Raw genomic sequence first — 20,251 nt, 5'->3', positions numbered from 1 at the left:
AATTCTGCTAACTCCATATATTTGAGTGGTGTAAGTGGAGCCTTATCAGATAGCTATAAAGACAATTATGGTACAGCGACGGTATGTCCAACGCCTCCGGTATCAGACCTAACGACTAGCATCAGTGGACCAAGTACAGGTACACCAAGTACTCCTTTTGTGTATACTGTAACGGTAAACAACGTAGGTTCAGGAGCTAGTACAGGTAGCGTGAGTGAGAGCTTTAGTATTCCTACAGGATTAACTTTCAATAGTGGTGGTGGTAGCGGTTGGAGCTGTAGCCCGACAGGCCCCGTAGCAGGACCAACAACTATCGTATGTACGAATAGTTCACCGAATATTCCAGCGAGTGGCAGTGTGAGTTTTCCGTTAAATGTTACCCCAACAACCACAGGAGGTATTGCAATTAGCGGTATCGTTTCAGGAGGTGGAGAAACCAACACTAGCAACAACAGTGCAACGAGCAATACGACGACGGTAGGCTGTGGTATTAGTGCAGGTGTCCTAAGTAAGCTTTAACCCTAACTCAAGCAAGAAAGATATGATGACTTATATAATTCAAGAAAAAGTTCTAGGTTTTTTTCAAAGGTATGGAAAAAGCTTAGGGGTAGCCTTCCTTATGCTTATGTTATGGGAAAGTTCTTATGGACAGGCTTGTAACTACAAATCAGGCACCGTAACGATGAGTTTGAGTGGTCAAACCACAGGCTCAAATGTGAGTTCCCAGTTAGTATTGACGAATTCGTCTGGTGTAATCCAATATGTGTCACCGGTGAATGTAATGAGCATCGCCAATGTGAGTGCGAATACTTACCAAGCGGTAGCGGTGACGTATAACAATAGCGTTTCACCGAATTTGACTGTAGGTGGCGATATCAACCTCGTGAGTTCATGTAGCAAGACGGTGGCAGTACCTATTTCGATATGTGACTGTAACAATGCGACAGGCGTATTCACAGTAGGTCAAACAGGGAAGACTGCTTTACCGGGTCAGACAGATGTTTATGTTTTAACAGATGGAAAAGGTAGAATCCTATCTATCTCGAATAGTCCAAGTTTTAGTAACAATGGCAATGGTGTTTACAATGTGTATGGTGTAAGTTACACAGGTACGGTTTCAGGATTGACCGTAGGAGGAACAATCAATGGTGTGAGTGGAACGTGTGTAGATATTACCAATGCAGTAGGTTATGTAGTTTGTGTACCAGAGTTAGCAATTGTTAAATCAGGACCAAGTGTAGCAGAAAAGGGAGCTAACTATAACTACACCTTAACGGTAAGTAATAGCGGAACTACAAGTACATTTGGAACAACCGTAGTAAGCGATACCTTGGCAGCAGGCTTGAGTTTTGTATCAGGCTCAGGAACAGGATGGAGTTGTAGCAGTAGTACAATAGCGGGTGGTCGTGTGTTGGTAAGTTGTACCACAACGACTGGCATTGCCGCAGGAGGTAGTAGCTCATTGAACTTGACAGTAGTGAGCTCAGTGACAGGTACTGTGGTGAACAAAGCATGGGTAAGTGGTGGTGGAGACATCGTAGCTAAACGTCCATCGAACCCAGTGACGACCGTGATTAATGAACCAGCGAAACCAAACTTAGTGATAGCGAAGGCAGGTCCATCGTCGGTTACAGTAGGAAGCAACTTTGATTATACCCTAACGGTTAGTAACAATGGTACAGCGGGGACAAGTGGAACAATCACCGTGACCGATAACCTACCGACAGGTATTGCCTTCGTAGGTTCAAGTAGTACAGGTAGTGTATGGAGTTGTAGTGCGAGTGGACAATTGGTGACATGTACGAGTAATGCATCCATTATTGTGAATGCCAACTCAAACATTATCTTGACAGTACAAGCGGTTAGTGCTGCCAACTCACCAGCAATAAACACAGCTTATGTGAGTGGTGGTGGCGACCCAAGTACGAGTCCAAAACCGTCGAATCCAGTAACGACTACGATTAACCCGACACCAAAACCAAGTATTTCGATTGTGAAGTCAGGTCCAGTAACAGCGACAGTAGGCACGAATTACAATTATACCTTGACTGTAAACAACACAGGAAATGCAGCGACGAGTGGAACGATAACAGTAACGGACGTTTTAGCGACAAACTTACAATATGTAGGCTTTAGTGGAGCAGGTTGGAGTTGTAGTGCAGTAGGTCAAACAGTGACTTGTATGACGAGCAATGTAGTGGCTGTAAATGGTAGTAATGTATTGACCTTGACAGTGAAGGCATTGGATGCGGCGAGTGGTTCATCAGTAGTGAATACGGCAAGTGTGATAGGAGGTGGAGATCCAAGTACGACACCAAAACCATCGAACCCAGTGACGACGGATATTACACCAGCACCAAAACCAAACTTATTGATTAGTAAGTCAGGTCCTGTAACAGGAATTGTGAATACGAACTATGATTACACGTTGGTAGTAACAAACTCAGGAACGGCCTCAACAGCGGGAGTAGTTACGGTGACAGACAACTTACCAACAGGCTTACAGTTTGTGAGTGGTGGTGGCAATGGCTGGAGCTGTAGTGCAACAGGTCAATTGGTGACTTGTACCAACAGTGGCGTGATAGCAGTGAGTGGTAGTAGCTCGATGAGTTTGACGGTGAAACCAACGCAAGCAGGCACTTACACCAACGTAGGTAGCGTAGTAGGCGGTGGAGACACAAGCACAGAAACTTCAAATAGCGTAACAACAGTAATTACAAACCCACCAACACCGAATTTGGTAGTAGTGAAGTCTGGACCATCAACGGCAACAGTAGGAACGAATTTCAACTATACCTTGACGGTAAACAACACAGGTTTAGCTGCGAGCACAGGAACGATTACCGTAACGGATAACTTACCAAGTGAGTTGAGTTATGTGACATTCAGTGGTTCAGGTTGGACTTGTAGTGCAGTGGGTCAAGCAGTGACTTGTACAACAACAGCTTCGATAGCAGCTAATGGTAGTAGCACGATAGTATTGACAGTGAATCCAACGACGGCACCAGTATCGGGCTTACCAGTGAAGAACACGGCTTATGTAACAGGTGGTGGAGATCCAGTAACGACACCAAAACCATCGAACGAGGTACCAACGACTATTAATGCATTACCACAGGCAAACTTGACGATTACGAAGAGTGCACCAGTAGTAGCAACAGTAGGCACGAACTTTGCTTATAGTTTCAATATCGCCAATGGCGGAACGGGAGCTACAACAGGAACGATTACTGTGACAGATAACTTACCGATAGGCTTACAATTTGTGAGTGGCCCAAGTACAGGAGGCTTTACTTGTAGTGCAGTAGGTCAAGTGGTGACTTGTAGCAACAATGGATCAACGCAAATACCAGCAGGACAAAGTGTAAGTTTGAGCATCAATGTGAAGGCCAACTTCAGTGGAGTGTTCAAGAATACAGCGGTTGTAAGTTCAAACGGAGGTAATCCAAAACCATCAAATGAGACCACTACAACAGTAAACTGTCCAACAGATATTAATCCAGGGGTACTTGGATTCTAAGACTAGAAGAGAGGGAGTTTTGCTCCCTCTCTATCATACTACAGAAGACAGTGTTATGAAAAAGTACTTTCCCAAAAGCTTCTTGCTGTTATTATCTTTATTAATGATATGTGGTTATACCATGTTAGGTCAAACCTTGGGCTGCAATTTTAAACCAGGTACAATCCAATTAAACTTGAATGGTCAAAGTGTAGGAGCGAATATCGTAAGTTATGTTGTATTAGTGGATGGGGGCAATATTATCAGATATAAATCGGTCGTTAATTCAGGAACCATAGATGCTGTTGGCGTTGGCAGTTATAAAGCTGTTGCAATAACGTGGGATAATACACAAACGAGTTTGCCCTCACTAGAAATAGGGAAAAATCTGGGAGATATAGATCACTGTTTGAAGAGTACGGCAGTTGATTTATCGATATGCGATTGTAATACGACAACCAATAGCGTTACAGTGCCCAATTCAGTAGGTTTGTCTCCTCAGTATATACTAACAGATGGTCGAGGAGTAATCCAGCAAGTACAAAATGGCACAACCTTTTCAGGATTAAGTAATGGAGTGTATAACCATTATGTATTGTGTAATACAACCCTCTCTGCAGTAATTGGAACAAAAATAACAACATTACCGAGTACAGATTTTTGTCGAATCATGCCCTTGTCATACGTGGTATGTGTTGCAGAGTGCGCACCTGTGATATGTGTTCCAATGGTAATAGCTAAAATAAGATAGAGCAGAGTAAAATAAAGATATTTGAGCCTAAGGAGGACTTAAAAATACAAAAGATAGAAGTATAGATGAAATTCGTTGCGAGCGAAATAGATTCTTAGGAGTTAGTTGAAAGAGGTTAGTGTATTATATGCTAACCTCTATTTTTTTGTAGGATAAAATAATAGAAAAGTATTTTGTCACCATAGTTTGTATTATAAAAACTTTAATTTGGTGTGTATGAATGGTAGTTATTAACTTTATTAACAATATAATTTACTTGGGTTAGTAAATAGTTTTTCACAACTATAGCAATGATTTTTGCGCTAGGCGGGCGTAAAAATTAGAGCAACATACAGTACAATATATTTCATGGCGGGGTAGAACGTACTGTATTAAAATAGTAGAATCTTTGATAGCTTAACTTAAAAGATTTTATCAAGTAACATTTGTATAATAACCACATTTTATAAATGGGGATTATTTTCTAGACTGACTATAGTAAACGAGGCTATTCATTACGAATAGCCTCGTTTACTATGATACTATTAGGTTTTGTTTCACTAAAATGAAAAGTTTTAAAGGAAGAAGGAGTATCCTTAATTATAAGATGATAGCTTTAAATACAGTAACAAGAGACTTACAAAAGTAACTTGTCACCTTTTTATGTATCATGTAAACTTGAATTATTGAATAAATTGAGATAGTTACTAAATTTAAATAAACACTAATTACAGTGGGTAAAATAGTTTTATTCAGCCTATTAACTAGAGTTTTACATAATGGTGGATGTGAAACTCAGATTAGAGTGTAGGGCTTTTTGCATGGCGGTATAAAAGTGATATACTAATTGAAGTTGAATTGAAAATAATGAAGATTCAATTTCATGCACAACATTATAGAAATAATCTTATCTAGTTATCATTATCAACTTAGAGAGCTAAATTTTAATAAAAAAGGTATGAGAATTCTCATACCTTTTTTATTAAAATTTAGCTTATACCAAAAGAAATAGGGGGCAATTAAGATCATTCATTTCTCAAAAAGTATCATTATTTAGGATTCAAGCAAAATGTTATTGAATTACGTAAATTTCATAAATTTGCTTGTGCTCTCTTAGAGTTCATTACCAAAAAGACTATAAAAATAATCGGTGCTAGGAGAAATAGTAAGAACAGATTCAATAAGCTCTTTTCTTTCACGATAGGTATTTTAATATCTCTATTTAAAGAAAATATACATAATCTTGTTGTTTTGATTATGTTTTAACCCTTCTTGGGCTGAGTGTAGCGTAGCGGAACGAAGCCCAAGAAGGGTGTTCTGTTTATTCATTCTATAATCTACTGGGCTCATACCACCTAAAGAGACATGCGGGCGAACGAAATTATAATCCCTCAGCCATAGATCTGTTTCTTGGTGAACTTCCTCCAAAGAATCAAATGCATAAGCATCTAATACATGTCTGCGGTAAGTTTGATTGAATCGCTCAATGTAGGCATTTTGTGTTGGTTTCCCTGGTTGAATATTTGAAAAACGATGTCATTCATCTGACTCCATTCTTGCGCTAGCTTTGCTACAAATTCTGGCCCATTATCCATTCTAATCTTAGTGAGCTTGCCATATTTGTTCACCAAATGGCGAAGAATATAAATCACCCTACTACTCTTGAACGAGTAGTCTGTCTCTATGAAAAGTACTTCTCGATTGTAATCATCTATCACATTAAAGCTTCGGAAGGAACGCCCGTTGCTCAATACATCACTCATGAAGTCTATGCTCCAAGTATGAGTAAAGCTCTGTGGAACTTCTAAGGGCTCTTTTACCCTAGCTGCAAGGCGTTTTTTAGCCTTTCTACGAATAGAAAGTCCCATCTGCACATACACCCGATGCACTCGCTTATGATTGAAGATATGACCCGCATTGCGCATACGGTAGTAAAACTTCCAAAAGCCTTCACGAGGATGATCCTTACTCAATTGTGATAATTCATCCATTAACACTTGATCGTTCTTAAGGGATTGATAACTTAAACTACTTCGGCTCGTTTTGAAGATACGGCATGCCTTGCTAATGCCTCTTGGATAGAGTTCTTTCAACTCTCGCACAAGTGCTGGCTTGACACAAGGCTTTAGAGCTTTTTTTCTATGACATATTTTGCCATATCCAACTCCAAGGCTAGTTCTGCATACATGCGCTTGAGTTTGGCGTTCTCTTCTTCAAGTTGTTTGACCTTCTTGAGTTCACTAGCTTCCATGCCACCGTAACGCTGACGCCATTTATAAAAAGTTACCTTGCTGACCCCATATTCCCGAACAATGGTGTCTAAGGACTTGCCAGATTCGAATTCCTTAAGAATCTTTGCAATTTCGGTCGGACTAAATTTGCTGCTTTTCATAATACTTACTTAAAGTTAAAAAATATCACACTTTTTAAACTTTTAATCCGTACTATTTTGGAGAACCTTACAACAGACGGTTTAGAAATAAATTTCAAGCTTTCTGAGAAAATCTGTATTTATCTGTCCTGCAAGAATGGTAGTTTGATTAGAGTAGGCTAAATACTCTTTAACATTTTCGGCAGATAATTTATGGCTCTTTATGGTATTGTGTGTCAAATGTGTTGAATGTTCTGAGAGAGTCTTTTCGATTAATGCTATAAAGGTTATGGGTTTAACAATAGGGCTTTTAAATTGTTGAATAATATCCTCTGGCGAGTAGGCCATTCTTTCATACTCGAAGCTGCTTTTTATAGCTTCGAATTTCTTTCTGATGTTAACTAAGCGATTGTTATAAAACTCAAGACTTGATTTATCTATTTAAGTATTTTTTACTGGTGCATACCTGATAATGAGTATCAAAGGTATTGCTAGGCACCTGAATTCCAGATGCAGTCCATAGCGTTTTATATCCTTCAAGTGCAATTACCACTTTCAGGTTTACCAATCCTTTTAAATTTGGCTGTTTGCCGTCTTCGCAAAAGGGAATTTCCATAACTAGAAAGTTAAAGTGTAGATTCATGTTTTAGATGTATTTGTTTCACTGAAAAATTTAGAGTGATGAGACATAGACAGCATAATTCATGAAAACACATGAAAAACAAATTTGGAGAATGGAGGGGGGCGCTGGAGAATAAATAAGTGTATAATGGAGAATAGAAAAAAAACATGGATAAAAACATGAATTATGCTCCACTTAATCATTTATAAATCAGTGTACTTAGGTGTAAACTCAAAAAAAAGTACCTCTCTATTACGAAAGGTACTATATGGCTGAAATTAGTAGAAGAAATACTTCTGTGTAGTCCGTACGGGAATCGAACCCGTGTTTCATCCGTGAAAGGGACGTGTCCTAACCCCTAGACGAACGGACCTTGTGGGGGCGAATAATTAAAAGCTGTTAACTTGTCGTTTTTCGTGATGCAAAATTAGTAGGTTTAAGCGTACGATGCAAATATTTATTACAAAAAAGTATAATTTTTTTTATCTTTTTTCACTTATTGCTACTTAAATATTGTACAATTCCCTGATTAACAAAAGTATAAGTTAGTCGGTGCGAGACATTTTTTTGATTATTTTCTTTCTAAGAAAATCTTAGGTAGACGATTCGTAGACTAAAAATATGCTTGAAAAATTCTCGATTCTTCCAAAATCACCTAAAATATCCGCTTTTTAGCCATGAAGCGCCTCCTCTCATCTAATTCTGGATTGCTCGAACGCCCTTATTGCTTATATTTGAGCTTTCTTATCATGTAAACTTATACATCATGCAAAAAACTACATTCATCAACCTTCTGATGTTCCTGCTGCTGTGCTTTACTTCGCAAGCTCAATTGCAGTCGCCTGAGGAATATTTGAAATTTAAAAAAGGAGACCGCTTTTTGAGACATCATCAAGTTGTAAGCTATTACGAATATGTGGCTGCTCAAAACCCTTCTCAAGTAAAATTAATCCAATATGGTTCTACTAATGAAGGTCGTCCACTCATTGCGGCTGTTGTAGCTTCTGCCGAAAATTTTGCTGCTTTGGAAGAAATTCGTACCAATAACCTCAAAGCTATTGGCTTATTAGATGGTAAACCTAGTACTCGCAAACAGCCAGCTATTGCTTGGATGAGTTACAATGTACATGGTAACGAGTCATGTGGTACCAATACAGCACCATTTGTGATTCATGAATTATTGAACCCAAATTCGGCGCGCAGCAAAGCGATTTTAGCAAATACGGTAGTGATTCTTGACCCTTCTATCAACCCTGATGGCTACGACCGTTATGCTAACTGGTATAACCAAAAAGTAGGAGCAAAATACAATGCTAATGCTGCTGCTTGGGAACATCAAGAACCTTGGCCAGGAGGTCGTTTTAATCACTATATCTTCGACTTGAACCGTGACTGGGCATGGCAAGTTCAAAAAGAGTCGCAAGAAAGAATGGCCTTGTATCGCCAATGGATGCCACAATTACATGCTGACTTCCACGAGCAAGGCGTAGAATCTCCTTATTATTTTTCTCCTGCGGCTAAGCCTTATCATGAAGATATTACGGCTTGGCAACGTGAGTTCCAAAAGATTATTGGAGACTACAACAAAAAGGATTTTGATAAAAATGGTTGGTTATATTTTTCAAAAGAACGTTTTGACTTGCTGTATCCTTCTTATGGCGATACTTACCCTACCTACAACGGTGCCTTTGGTATGACCTACGAACAAGGTGGGTCGGGTCGTGCTGGCTTGGGTATTGTAAAACGTGATGGTGACACGCTAACTTTGAAACAAAGAATTGACCATCACTTTAGTACTTCTTTTGCTTGTTTGGATGCGATTTCAGCTAATGCTGATAAGGCTGTGACTGAATTTATCAAGTTTCACGACAATACCTCAAAAAACCCTATTGGTCCATATAAATCGTATGTGATTAAAACAAAAGGTGAAGAGGCTCGTGTAAAGGAGTTTTTAAATTACTTGGATAAAGAAGGTTTCCAATATGGTGTTGCTGGAAAAGACTATATGGCCAATGGCTATAGCTACCATGATGATAAAGCAGGTTTTGTAAAGGTAGAGGCTGAAGATGTGGTATTCAACCTTTATCAACCTCGTTCTATGTTCTTGAAGATTTTGATGGAACCTAAAACTATGGTAGAAGACTCAATGACTTATGACATTACTTCATGGTCATTGCCATATGCTTATGGTTTGAAGGCTTATGCTTTGAAGGATCGTTTGAACCCAGCTGGTAAAGTAAACTTTGAAAATAAAATTACCAAGGCTGAAAATGCATATGCGTATTTGGCAAGATGGCAGTCATTTTCTGACTTGAAATTCTTGTCTGCAATTATGCAAAAAGGCATCAAAGTTCGTAGCGCTGCCAAATCTTTTGAGATAGAAGGACAAACGTATCCTGCTGGAACGCTAGTGATTACACGTACAGGAAATGAACGTCTAGGTGCTCAATTGGAAAAAATCTTGACCGAGGAAGCTACCAAATTAGGCGTTGGTCTTACTGCTGTAACAACTGGTATGGCAACAAAAGGATCTGATTTTGGTTCTGAAAATGTTGTTTTCTTAAAAATGCCAAAAGTTGCTACTGTAGCTGGTGAAGGTATTAGCACAACAGGGTTTGGTGAAGTTTGGCATTTCTTCGACCAACAAATCCAATACCCAATTACTGTATTGCCAGAAAATACCTTAGGAAGTACTAATCTTTCTCAATTTGATGTACTGATTTTGCCTGGAGGTAACTACAACAGAATCTTGAATGAGTCTGCCTTAGGAAAAATTAAAGAATGGGTTCGCAATGGTGGTAGACTTATCGCTATTGAAAATGCATTGAAAGCTTTGGCAGGAAAAGAAGGATTCGAATTGAAAGCAAAAGAGGATGAGAAAAAGAAAGAATCTGACGAAAGTAAATTAAAAATTTATGGTAATGCTGAACGCGAATCTATTTCAGAGGAGACTCCTGGTAGTATTTACCGTGTAACAATGGATACCACGCATCCTTTGGCATTTGGTTATGGAAATACCTACTTTAGTTTGGTGTTGGAAGGTGCTGCCTATCAATATCTAAATGATGGCTGGAATGTAGGGGTTACTAAATCAAAAGATTTAATTGCTGGTTTTGCTGGTGTGAAAGCACAAGAGAAATTGAAAAATTCTTTGATTTGGGGCGTTCAAGAAATGGGACGCGGTAACGTGGTATACCTTGCCAACAACCCATTATTTAGAGGTTTCTGGCAAAATGGCAAGTTGCTATTTGGTAATGCTGTTTTTGTCTTAGGGAATTAAGAATTAAAAGCATAAAATCACCAAGGGGCGCAAGGAGAGATTGTCTTCTTGCGCTTTTTCTTTTGTTGCACATAAAGTAATTGTATAGCCTATCGAACAAGTAGGCTATATTTCTTTATTTTAGACCTTGATTGTATAAACCCTAAGTTTTTTGATAGCTTCTTTCAATAAGAAAGTTGGAATGTAGAATCTTTCTGGAAATGGTATTATTGATATCAAAGATGGTAAATCTAAGTATTCGTGCAGAATAAGATTTAAGTCTTTTATTCTAGGGGCAAGGCAATAGTTACAAGGCAAAGAGTGTTAAAATGTTTTTAATGACCACAGACATGCATTTTTCCCAAAGCCTACTGCCTAAAGCCTTTACCTGAAAGCTTAAAGCACCATCTTAAATAACAGTTATTTCATTTTAAGAAAAAAAGTCAAGAAAACAGTTTGTTTGTTCTTATTTCGATATATGTTGGTGAATAGGAATAGGTTTGTCCTTAGCACAATTTGTCAACTACACTTATAAAAAACTGCGTTAGTTGTTCTTTTTATGACTATTTGTACAAAATTTCTGCCTTAAAATGACCTTAAATTCAGCTTAAAAATCATTTCTATCAGCTTAAATACACCTTAAAATAGTCTAATTTGAAATTTGAGATAGAAAATTAATTGTTTGATATTCAAATTGTTGTAGTTGGTTTTGTTGCTTGTGTCTGTGTTTTTTGATAAAAAGAGATGATTTTCCGTTTACTCAATCATGTAAATCCAAAACAGTTTTATGGTCGTTAGTGATGTAGAAGTTCAGTTGATGAGCTTTCTAAAACATCCTTACGCTGGATAGCCCTTTATCCAGTTTAAATATTCGTTAAACTATAAAACTCAAAACATTATGAAAACGCAAGCCCTAAAATTATCGACTGCTGTTTTAGCAATCTTCAGTTTTCAAGTTGCCTCAGCCCAAATTGGAGCTTCTGCTACCAATGCGATCAAAGCTACAAGTAGTGCCGTTGCTAGCACCAACGCTGCAAGTAATGCCATCAAGGTATCTACTCAAGCAGCAGCTAGTAGCTCTGCTGCGGTAAGAGCTAGTACGAATGCTACTTCTGCGGTACAAGCTACAACACAATCTGTGGCAAAAGCAACTGGTAATGTCACTAATGCTACGAAAAATGTAGTTTCGACCACGGTAAATGCTACAAAAGAGGTGGCTTCTTCTACGGCGTCTACCTTGAAGGCAAGTGCGAGCAAAAGCGCCAACGCAGCATCAGATGCAAGAAATAGTTCAAGTGTAGATGTGGATGCCAATATTTCGGTTGAAACAGATGGTAGCCTCAATGTAAATAAGGCAAATGGTTTGAGTACAAGCAATGGTAATGGTAACGTAAACTCTCAGGCAAGCGCAAACGCTAGCGAAACTGGTAAGGCCAATGCTAATGAAAATGCAACACCATTGTTAAAAGAAAATCTGGTAGTGGCAAAGGAAAAAGGAGCGAGTACAATCAATACAACAAAGACAAAGATGTCTGAAGCGGCTACCGATGCTAAATCTAAAGTAGGTTCAGAAGTGAAGTCAGCCTCTCAAACAAAAACGGATGCTTCTATTAAATCGAGTACCTCGGTAAGTTCAAGTGCAAGTGCTGTAAAACATTAATTTGCTTACCTAAAAATACCACTCTCGGGTCTGGGAGTGGTAGTTTAACCCAATATCAAGCCAAACCCATCTTAAATTTATCTCGCCATGAAACATATAATCATCCTTACTGCTTTTTTCATATTTTTAGGTACTGATCAGGCTTTGCATGCGCAATCCGAAACAGAGACTCCTAAAAAAACCGTGGCAACTATCATCAGCGGACTTTCTTACTCTCCCAAATTACATTACTATGGTCGAACAGATGACCTTAAAAGTAGTGCTTTGATGCCGACAGTATTGGTACAATTTGATAGTCTTGGATTGTATTTGACTGGCTCGACAGTTTTTACGACCAATACAGTCCAACCACTGGAGTATGCGGCAACCGTAACGGAAGTCGGTTATAAATTTGGTAAAAGACAAGGTATTGCAGGGAGTATTTATGCAGATAAATTCTTTTATCAAAATAAAACCTTAGTGCAGTCTGCCTTACAAGGACAAGCTGGTTTAAACCTTTCTCATCTTAACAAAATTGCCAATATAAATCTTACCAGTATCGCTGCCTTTTCAGATAAAACTGACTTTTTTGCCAGTGCGGGACTCGAACATCCAATTGTGATGAGGACGGGGAAAAGTGTATTTGTCGTAACGCCGACGGCTGTCGCCAATGCTGGCACGCAAAGTTTTACAAACACATATTTCAGAAACAATAAATTCTTAGGAATTCCAGTTTCTAACCAATCGACAACCCAAACTACACAGATATTCAATCTATTGAGTTATGAATTTAGTATGCCAGTAGTATGGGTCTTTAATAATATATTTTTGGTAGCGACTCCAGGATATGTAATGCCCCAAAATGTTGTATCGACTTCAGGCAACACCGAAGTTGTTTCGCGCAACGGTACCAATCTATTTTATGTAAATCTTTCTTTGCTTTACTCGTTTAAAGTGAAAAAAGGATAGGTATTAGTGATGAATGATGAATTGTAAACTAGAAGTGTAAGTACTTATTTATCAATAATTTATCATCAAATTTAAAGGTAAGTGGCTGAAAAAAAACATATATTAATACAGTTGATGTTTTCTAATTCCGCACTAATACTTGATTGCAGTGTGCGCCTAAGTTTAGAGACTGTACGCTTTAAGTAAAACAAATAAATACTACTTCTGAGTATTCACGCAAGGTTGGCTGAAAGAATTACTTTATTCTTATTTGCCAACCTTGCATCATAGTAGATTGAAGGTAGAATATGTATCTCATCACATCCTAAGACTACGTTTCACCTCTTTCAAAATCTCCAATTGTTCCTCTTCCTTAAGCTGATCCCATGCCTCTACTTTTATAATTTTAGTCAGTTCTTCTCCTCTTGATACTGCCAGTAATGAAAAAGTTAATTCATCCTTTTTGCCCCAGATATAGCGACAAATAATGATGCTTTGTTCTGAATTATGAATCTCGTCTAATATTTTTAGGTCTTTGTACAATCCACTTTCGGACTTCATAGATTGTATCAGTTCCCCCATAACCATTTTGCTTGTAACAGATTCGCCGTTATTTTTAGGGGTATAATATTGGTTTAACTTGGTTTCAATATCGATAAAACCACCATGGTCTGTTCTTTTAAACTGCCCATGATACTTGGTATAGCTATCTGTTGGCCCAACAATGGCCTCGAATTCCCAACTTTGAGGAATGTTCATTTGGATTTCGGCATCCTTAATGTCAAAATTTTTAGTTTTTACTTTATTGGCTTCTTTACAACCTAAAAGTGTAATAAATACCAAGAAAAACAATGTGATAAAACGTAATGAATGTCGTGACTCTCTCATAAGTAAAAGGTTTTAAAGGATTTGTAAAGATATTCTTTTTTGAATTAAAATTGAATGTGTCAACCGTGAAGTAGGGGAGAGAGAGATTTATTACAAGGAATTAAGTATATAGAGGTTTAAAGATATGATGATACAATTATAAATATCCCTCTTTTAAAGCGCTTTAAAAGAGGGATTGTATAATAATCTGTATGTGCGTTTTAGAAAAATGAGTCGTGAAAACTCCTATTTACGTCATACTATTTGTTGTTATTATTTCTGCTATATTGTTACTCCAGCTAATATTAATATCCAAAAAATTATTCCAACAACTATTAGCCCAATTTGTCGTCCGTTAAAGGAGGTTTGCTCGACAACTACAAAATCAGTTGAATTTTGTTTAGCATAGTTCAAGGCTTTAAAGGGAGGAATAAGAAATATAAAACTCACCAATGCAATCATCCCAAAGGGGTCAGGTAATTCAGATAATAAATTAAAAAATATGAATCCGATGAACAGTTAGACAGAAGAATAATTTTCCTTGTATCCTCTTTCTTTCGCAAAATCAAGTATTTTATTGAACAGCCTATTCAAGAAAAAAATGCTAAATAATGCTCTTGCAGCAGGCATAATATCTAAATTTTCTTTTTGTTGATAGAATTTCCATGCTTTATATATCCACCATATTTCATAGGCGCCAAATGAAATAATTGATAAAAAAATAAATTTATTGAGACTAATGATTTTTTGTTCATCAATATCATTGGTTTCAGGTGCATTTGTGTTTAAAGTCTCATCTGTGTATTCCATAGTGATGCTAGGTTTGGTTAATTTTGTTTATTGGGAAAATGATAACTGAAATGTAAAATAATTAATTGATTCTTTGCAAGAATAAACCACCAAATTAATAAAGATTTAAAAGAGAACTATAATAATTGGTGATATATTTGACAGATAAACAAGGTTTTACGCATACAACTTGAATGCTTCTAAAGATTAACTTTGAATTATCGACAAATAATTTAGTTTCGATTGAATAAAACAGTCACAAATCAGAATTTTTAGATTTATTGATAGATTTATGTAAACTTTAGAGGAGGTTTATAATGCCTAAAAACAATCATTTGTCCTACATTAAACGATGCTTTTAGATGAAAATACCATTCAGAACTATTAATTACAGTATTGATCCTTCCATTGTAGGGGTGAAAGGTGGAATGGGGAGTTCCTATTTATCGGATGATTTTTTTAATAAGAATGTAGGCTACAGCTCTATTTTTTCAAAAAGAGAGTCTATGTGGTGGAATACATGGAGTAAATGGCAATTGTTTGGGTCTAATTTGCATGAAGTTGATTTGGAAAAAAGAGGAAAACTTACAGATTTTATCAAGCCAGGAAAGCTTTTTAGAGGATTTTTTGTAAATACTAAATTGAGAAATATCCTAGAAAAATCCACACTGCCTAACTATCATTTTTTTGATGTGACATTCAATCAAGGGGGAGAAATTGTAGATGGGTATTGGTGGTTTTGTTTTGACTATGACACAGGGGAGCAAAATGTTGATTTCTCAAAATGTGAATATGATTTTTCGTTTCATCGCCGATATATTGACAAGGATTTCAATCCGACAATCAATACTTATTCTGAATATGTAGATATCGTCTCGGAAACTGGGGCTGCGATAAATACGACCAAATTGGTGTTTAATTCAAATTTCAATAGTGACATTGATATTTTTGGGACACAATTTCTAACCAACGAGATATACGTATCAGAGAAATTATACAGTAATTTGAAAGAGCAAAATATTACAGGTTACAGGGTTGAATATCCTATTGTGGAAATTCAATTTGATTAACCCATCTTCAAATTTTAAAGTTTACATCCGTACGTTACATTATTTCGAGAAATAAAAGAGTCAGTAGTTATATGAAAAATGAATTATAGTTAATTGAGGAGTGTATGGCACAATATGCTAATAATTGCGCTAGTTTTTACGATTTGTTATTCCTTATGGCTACTTTAAAGCCCTCTTTTAATGCTACTTAAAAGAGGGCAAAGGCGATCTTTATACCTTATTGATACTCTTTAGTTGTTGTTTTAATTTTCTTCTTTTCTCAAACTCTCTTCTCTGTTTGGTGATTTCGTACAAAACAATTCCTGTCGATGTTGCTAGGTTTAGACTCTCTACAATCCCAAACATTTCGATATTGATACAGGCTTCACTTCGTTCTAAAGCCAAGTCACTAATCCCGATAGATTCTTTGCCGAACCATACCGCGAGTTTTTTCTGGGTGTAATCACCTTCATGTAAGATGACATTCGTACGACCTTTCACATGAGGGGAGGTGACAATAGAAGTGAAATTCTTTTTCTCTAAATATGCTAAACAATCCTCCGTACTTTTAAATTTCTTCACAAAAGTCCATTTAACCGACGAAACAGACGAGGCTAAGATGGATTTCCGTTCTTTAAACTCATCCCAGTTATTCGGTAATGAATTGCTACTATCTATTAAGTATAATTTTTCAGCACCAAGTGCATTGATGTTTCTGATTACTGTTCCAACGTTATTGGGGTCTTTAGGATCTTCGAGAACTACAATTAAATTCTTACATCTAAACTCTTTAATTTTGTCAGCACGTTTTCGTAAACTGCTTTTCTCTTTACTGACTTGCGCTTCAGTCGCGGTCAGATTTTCTACTTGATTGTTTTCCATTTTTAAGAATGATGAATAGGGCTTTGTCTAAGAAGGAAAATTGAATTCCTGATCTTAGGTGAATTTACAAGTTTTCAATAGTACAACAAAAGTTTAGGCTTGCTCTTCAGTTTCGTTGAGGTAAATCTTTCGTCAATTTAATGATTTTTCTCTTTTCTTCTCACAAAGACATCTTCTAAAAATCCTATTTCTAACCTTATTTTAATTTATTCTAAATAAAAGCTTGTATAATAGTATTCCTGCCTTTACATTTGTGCATCTATTTAAAATAAGTCTAAATATCAATAATGAAATGAGTTATATGAAGAGTGTTTTTTTACTAATGTTATGTCTGTTTTCGCAAATGATTTATGCTCAAACTGGACAGATTATCGGTAAAGTATCTAATAATGACGGACAACCAGCAGCTTTTGTCTCTGTTCAATTAAAAGGAAGTAAAAAAGGAACGAGCTCAGATGAACAAGGCAAGTTTACGATTTCTAATTTGAAAGGTGGAAATTATACATTGGTTGCTTCTTTTGTAGGATACAAAACACTAGAGCAAAAGGTGGTAATTGAGGAGGGAAAAACATTAAACCTTTCACTCGAATTGCTTGAAAGCTCTGAGATGATAAAAGAAATTGTGGTATCAGGTAGCTATATTGCTAATCGTACTCCTTCTTTGGGCAAAGCCAATATTCGCCCTTTGGATTTACCACAGAGTACAGGGGTAGTAACAAGTACAGTTATTGCCGATCAGCAGGCTATTAGACTTGGTGATGTCGTAAAAAATGTGAGTGGGGTGTCACAAACTGAAACGCGTGGTGGTGTTGCCGAAACATTCTCTTCACGTGGATACAGTGTAGGTATTGCAGGAGCAGGAGGAAGTATTTTCAAAAATGGAACTATCAGTAATACAATGGGTTTCCCTGATGCTAGCACGCTAGAATCGGTAGAAGTAATGAAAGGTAGCTCTGCTTTATTGTATGGTAATGTGTCAGGTGGTTTGATTATCAATATGGTTACTAAAAAACCTCGTTTCGACTGGGGTGGACAAGCATCTATGCTTTTTGGAAGCTATAATCAATACAAACCAACGCTTGACGTGTATGGTCCGATTAGTAAAAACCTTGCATTCAGAGTAGTAGGAACTTACGAAAATGCAAAAAGCTATCGTGATGTTGTAAAGACTGATAGAACTTACGTTACACCATCTTTGCTATATAAAATTAATGACAAAACGGATGTTTTGCTACAGGTAGATTATTTGAAAAGTAATATTGTTCCAGATGCTGGTGTAGGTACACCAAATAGTAGAATTACCATTACTGAGTTGCCAGATGCTCCTCGCAATCGTTTTATCAATACTAGCTGGGCATACAATAATACCGAGCAAACGTCAAGTTATTTGACTATCAATCACAAATTTGATGCAAATTGGAAATTAACAGCTATTGGTTCGATTCAAAATACAGAGGTTAAGGGCTTTGGTGTAGGTGTTCCAACTGCGATTGCTACGAACGGTGATTATACACGTACATTGAGTGCCGTTCACACAAGTGAGAGGGATTATACTGCTCAAGTGAATTTGAATGGCGGTTTTAAGACAGGTGCGCTAAGTCATCAGTTATTGGTGGGTGCTGACTTCTTGAGAATTTCTAACGTGAGCCATAGTTTTAAATTTACCTCAGCGGCAGGTGTAGTAGGTACAGCTTATGACAAAATCAATATCTTCGATTTTTCAAAATATGTAGCACGTACCGACATCCCAACGATTGCGGATACGGCTCGTACAACAACTCCACAGAATCGCTATGGTGTTTATGTTCAGGATTTGCTAACAATTACTTCTAAATTTAAAGTTTTAGCAGGTTTGAGATATTCGTATCAAACAGCGTTTCAATCAACTATCTTGAACCTTGAGAAAAATGTTGAGCGTCGTGGTGCTACTGCGGATAAATCAGATGGTGCTTTTTCTCCAAAATTAGCCTTGATTTATCAACCATTGAAAACAACTTCGATCTATTCATCATACAGCAATAGCTTTACGATTAATACTGGTACCGATATCAATGGTGACAACCTTAAGCCTTCGATTATCGACAACTATGAAATTGGCGTGAAAAATGAGTTTTTGGACGGTAAATTGTCAGCTAACGTAAGTGTGTATAAAATCATCAATAGCAATTTTGCTCAAACAGCACTTTTTGATAAAAATGGCAATCCAAATACCAATACAAGTATAAGAGAGTTATCAGGCGAAACAACAAGTGATGGTTTTGAAGTAGATTTCAATGGTGTTTTGTCAAAAAACTTTTACTTCTTGCTTGGTTACGGATATAACTATATGCGCTATACGAACACTACAGGAGCAGTTGGTTCACAAGTAGAAGGGGAGCAACTTATCAGAAGTCCAAGAAGTACAGCCAATGGTTCGATTTTCTATACTTTTGATAATACTAAGTTGAAAGGCGTGAAACTTGGCTTATCTGCCTTTTACACTGGAAGTCGTTTTGCAGGTAACAACAACGTAGTAGGTCTGAATGGAGGCTTGAATAATACGACTACCGCATTGAGTTCATACAATGCGTTGATTCCTTTATCTGGTTTTGCAACTGTTGATTTCTCGGTAGGATATAGCTTTAGCAAAGTATCTGTTTTAGGAAAAGTTTCGAACATATTTAACGAAATGAACTATATTGTTCACGATCGTTATAGTATCAACCCAATTGCACCACGCCAATTAGCGTTGACGGTAAACTATAGATTTTAATTTGTCGAATCTGTAATTTAAGGATTATTTTTATCACAAATTTTAGTATCAAAAACATGAGTCATCCCGAATTTTGTTGTGCGAAGTAGCACCATAGCATGTTTTGGATGGCCGTTCTCAATCGATAAATCGGTGTCAAAGCATTTTGGCACCGATTTCCTGTTCTATGAGCAAATTGATTGATGATTATCTTGATAATAGATGGCCAATTCCTGATGAGTTTCATCAAGAAGTCGTAAATAAGTGTGACGATGGCTAATAATTTGAGGGTATTCTCGAAAAACCATAACCTTGGAGATTCAATAGCTAGCTCAGTTTTGGCGAATCTAAACGCCTGTTCAATATTCCATCGGTGCATGTAGCTATGACATATTTCCCAAGCATCCTTAGCTGATTCTACAGGCAATGAGGTTAGTAAATATAGTGGTGACTGATAGTTTTTGGTATCTCTCACTATTACTAACGATAAGTTAATGTCTTCAAAACTAGGGTGTTGTACTTGAGCCCAAGCAATAGAAATGCTCTTGAGAATCTTTCTCTGAGAATCGAGAGCAATTTTTTTACTTCTGGCTTTAAAAGAGCGAGCTAGAAGATGGGTTTGCTTTTTACCTTTAGTTGAGTGTATAAGTAAATGATTCTTCTTCCATCTAACTAGGAAATCTTGTTGGAAGTGCGTAAACCACTCGATGGTCCACTCATTAGCATAACCACGGTCAAGCACATGCAGGATGCCTTTTCCTACTTGTTTTTGTAGTTTTTCTAGCATCCCAAACATAATGTTTCGACCATATTCCTTGTATTTACCTCTGGTAGTCCACCAACTCATCTGACATACACTTACAGA

The 20,251-nt window shown here is 37.1% G+C and carries 13 protein-coding genes, 1 tRNA gene and 1 pseudogene; 8 read left to right on the top strand and 7 right to left on the bottom strand.

Translation table 11 applies throughout. The features are described from left to right. The 3 genes from QM524_RS25735 to QM524_RS25725 all read left to right on the top strand — a co-directional run. Positions 1-519, top strand: a 519-nt coding sequence (locus QM524_RS25735; RefSeq protein WP_283346877.1) for a hypothetical protein, incomplete at its 5' end; no start/stop codon positions are given. A 22-nt stretch (positions 520-541) separates the two neighbouring features. Next, positions 542-3,520 (top strand): beta strand repeat-containing protein, encoded by a 2,979-nt coding sequence (locus QM524_RS25730; RefSeq protein ID WP_283346876.1) that lies wholly within the window; start codon positions 542-544, stop codon positions 3,518-3,520. 55 nt (positions 3,521-3,575) lie between these two features. Continuing rightward, positions 3,576-4,250 (top strand): hypothetical protein, encoded by a 675-nt coding sequence (locus QM524_RS25725; protein ID WP_283346875.1) that lies wholly within the window; start codon positions 3,576-3,578, stop codon positions 4,248-4,250. Positions 4,251-5,447: 1,197 nt separating this feature from the next. On the opposite strand, the pseudogene QM524_RS26055 reads toward QM524_RS25725, so the two are convergent. The 3 genes and pseudogenes from QM524_RS26055 to QM524_RS25705 all read right to left on the bottom strand — a co-directional run bounded on the left by QM524_RS26055 (position 5,448) and on the right by QM524_RS25705 (position 7,595). After that, positions 5,448-6,621, bottom strand: a pseudogene (locus QM524_RS26055) (IS3 family transposase). A gap of 412 nt (positions 6,622-7,033) precedes the next feature. Next, on the bottom strand, positions 7,034-7,216 hold the full coding sequence (locus QM524_RS25710) for a hypothetical protein (RefSeq protein WP_283346872.1): 183 nt from the start codon (positions 7,214-7,216) through the stop codon (positions 7,034-7,036). Positions 7,217-7,523: 307 nt separating this feature from the next. After that, positions 7,524-7,595, bottom strand: a tRNA-Glu gene (locus QM524_RS25705). A 393-nt stretch (positions 7,596-7,988) separates the two neighbouring features. Between QM524_RS25705 and QM524_RS25700 the strand changes: the two genes are divergently transcribed. The 3 genes from QM524_RS25700 (at position 7,989) to QM524_RS25690 (ending at position 13,089) form a co-directional block, all read left to right on the top strand. Continuing rightward, positions 7,989-10,502 (top strand): M14 family metallopeptidase, encoded by a 2,514-nt coding sequence (locus QM524_RS25700; protein WP_283346871.1) that lies wholly within the window; start codon positions 7,989-7,991, stop codon positions 10,500-10,502. A gap of 877 nt (positions 10,503-11,379) precedes the next feature. Continuing rightward, the gene (locus QM524_RS25695) at positions 11,380-12,141 is read left to right on the top strand and encodes a hypothetical protein (RefSeq protein WP_283346870.1); all 762 of its coding nucleotides are present in this window, start codon (positions 11,380-11,382) and stop codon (positions 12,139-12,141) included. A gap of 87 nt (positions 12,142-12,228) precedes the next feature. Next, complete coding sequence (locus QM524_RS25690) at positions 12,229-13,089, top strand: hypothetical protein (protein WP_283346869.1); 861 nt, start codon at positions 12,229-12,231, stop codon at positions 13,087-13,089. Positions 13,090-13,386: 297 nt separating this feature from the next. Here the strand turns inward: QM524_RS25690 and QM524_RS25685 are convergent, their stop codons facing one another. Both QM524_RS25685 and QM524_RS25680 read right to left on the bottom strand, forming a co-directional pair. Next, on the bottom strand, positions 13,387-13,956 hold the full coding sequence (locus QM524_RS25685) for a hypothetical protein (protein WP_283346868.1): 570 nt from the start codon (positions 13,954-13,956) through the stop codon (positions 13,387-13,389). 498 nt (positions 13,957-14,454) lie between these two features. After that, positions 14,455-14,745, bottom strand: a complete 291-nt coding sequence (locus tag QM524_RS25680) for a hypothetical protein (RefSeq protein WP_283346867.1) — start codon at positions 14,743-14,745, stop codon at positions 14,455-14,457. Positions 14,746-15,086: 341 nt separating this feature from the next. Between QM524_RS25680 and QM524_RS25675 the strand changes: the two genes are divergently transcribed. After that, positions 15,087-15,794, top strand: coding sequence for a hypothetical protein (locus tag QM524_RS25675; RefSeq protein WP_283346866.1), 708 nt, complete (start codon positions 15,087-15,089; stop codon positions 15,792-15,794). Positions 15,795-16,004: 210 nt separating this feature from the next. Here QM524_RS25675 and QM524_RS25670 read toward each other — a convergent pair whose 3' ends face one another. Beyond that, positions 16,005-16,655 carry a TrmH family RNA methyltransferase gene (locus QM524_RS25670; protein ID WP_283346865.1) on the bottom strand — a complete coding sequence of 217 codons (651 nt, stop codon included), beginning with the start codon at positions 16,653-16,655 and terminating at the stop codon, positions 16,005-16,007. Between the two features lie 301 nt (positions 16,656-16,956). On the opposite strand from QM524_RS25670, the gene QM524_RS25665 reads away from it, so the two are divergent. Further along, positions 16,957-19,407 (top strand): TonB-dependent receptor, encoded by a 2,451-nt coding sequence (locus QM524_RS25665; RefSeq protein ID WP_283346864.1) that lies wholly within the window; start codon positions 16,957-16,959, stop codon positions 19,405-19,407. Between the two features lie 61 nt (positions 19,408-19,468). On the opposite strand, the gene QM524_RS25660 is transcribed toward QM524_RS25665, so the two are convergent. Then, a partial coding sequence (locus QM524_RS25660) for a transposase (RefSeq protein WP_283346863.1) occupies positions 19,469-20,251 on the bottom strand: 783 nt, incomplete at its 5' end.

Source organism: Flectobacillus roseus (assembly GCF_030056595.1).
GTDB classification, from domain to species: domain Bacteria; phylum Bacteroidota; class Bacteroidia; order Cytophagales; family Spirosomataceae; genus Flectobacillus; species Flectobacillus roseus.
The sequence above is the reverse complement of the archived record's forward strand: the minus strand, read 5'-3'. Positions and strand labels throughout refer to the sequence as shown.